Source organism: Mycobacterium parascrofulaceum ATCC BAA-614 (assembly GCF_000164135.1).
Classification (GTDB): domain Bacteria; phylum Actinomycetota; class Actinomycetes; order Mycobacteriales; family Mycobacteriaceae; genus Mycobacterium; species Mycobacterium parascrofulaceum.
The window spans coordinates 1-909 of record NZ_GG770639.1; the positions used below are offsets into that span (position 1 = coordinate 1).

Below are 909 nucleotides of genomic sequence, written 5' to 3' on the forward strand. Positions count from 1 at the left end.
TGCTGGGCCGGAAGAAAAGGGGGGGCTCGGCCAACCCCCTGGTGGTGGGAGTCGGCCGGGCCCGGCAGGGATTAGAGTTGGTTGTTGACTTCGGCGGCGGCGTCGGCGATGTCGTTGAGCAGGTTGACCTCGTGCTCGTCGAGGTCAGCGATACCGCGGGTGCGGTGGCGCGCGTTGTCGAGGGCCAGGCTGCGTTCGTGCCGTAGCGCGTGGAGCCGTCTGAGGGCTTGGTCGAGTTCGAGGCGCGGGTCGGTTTCGCGCTGCACGTGGGCGATGGCGAGCCTGAGGTAGTCCAGGATTTCGCGGCGGGTGCCTTGCAGCGCAAGGCCGTCGCCGTTTTCGTTCCAGAGGCCGAGGATGAACGGCCCGGTGACCTGGTCTTGGTCGTCGGGGCGGAGTTCCTCGATGCCTTGCTCTCGCCGATGCAGGGTGTAGAGGCTGTGCGCGGCGTGGCCCCATTCGGTGTGATTGCTCATGATGACTCCTTTGAGGGTTGGGCGGTGCGGGCGTTTAGGCGGGCAGGTAAGGGAGGTGCTCGCGGACGCGGTGGTCGAGTTTGAGGACGTTGATCATCGCCGGGGCTTGGGTGTGGTTGCGGCGGACCGCGACGTCGACACGGTTGATCAAAGTGGCGCTGATGCCGGGGTTTCCGCCTTTGAGGGCGAACACGGCGGCCAGTGTGAGGGCTTCGATTCGGGGTTGTCCGCTGAGCTGGTCGCCGATGCGGCTCCATAGCAGGGCGGCCCGCAGGGGCAGGCGCTCGGCGATCTTGTACAGCGCGGTGGTGTAGGTGTTATCGGCCAGCAGGGGCGCGGCGAGTTCGGCGAGGCCGCGGCTGGGGTTGCAGGGTCCGTCGGTCAGCGCGGTGTGAAGATCAGCCAGGATCGCGATGCGGTTGTAGCACATGAC

Annotated in this window: 2 protein-coding genes; both read right to left on the reverse strand. The window is 66.9% G+C overall.

What is annotated here, in order from left to right:
- Window positions 1–71: 71 nt before the first annotated feature.
- Window positions 72–476, reverse strand: a complete 405-nt coding sequence (locus HMPREF0591_RS29990) for a hypothetical protein (RefSeq protein WP_007172654.1) — start codon at window positions 474–476, stop codon at window positions 72–74.
- Between the two features lie 34 nt (window positions 477–510).
- On the reverse strand, window positions 511–909 hold a 399-nt coding region (locus HMPREF0591_RS29995), incomplete at its 5' end, for a hypothetical protein (RefSeq protein ID WP_007172655.1).

Excerpts from the sequence above, each read along its gene's own strand:
- HMPREF0591_RS29990 (WP_007172654.1), bottom strand. The coding sequence starts at position 476 with ATGAGCAATCACACCGAATGGGGCCACGCCGCGCACAGCCTCTACACC.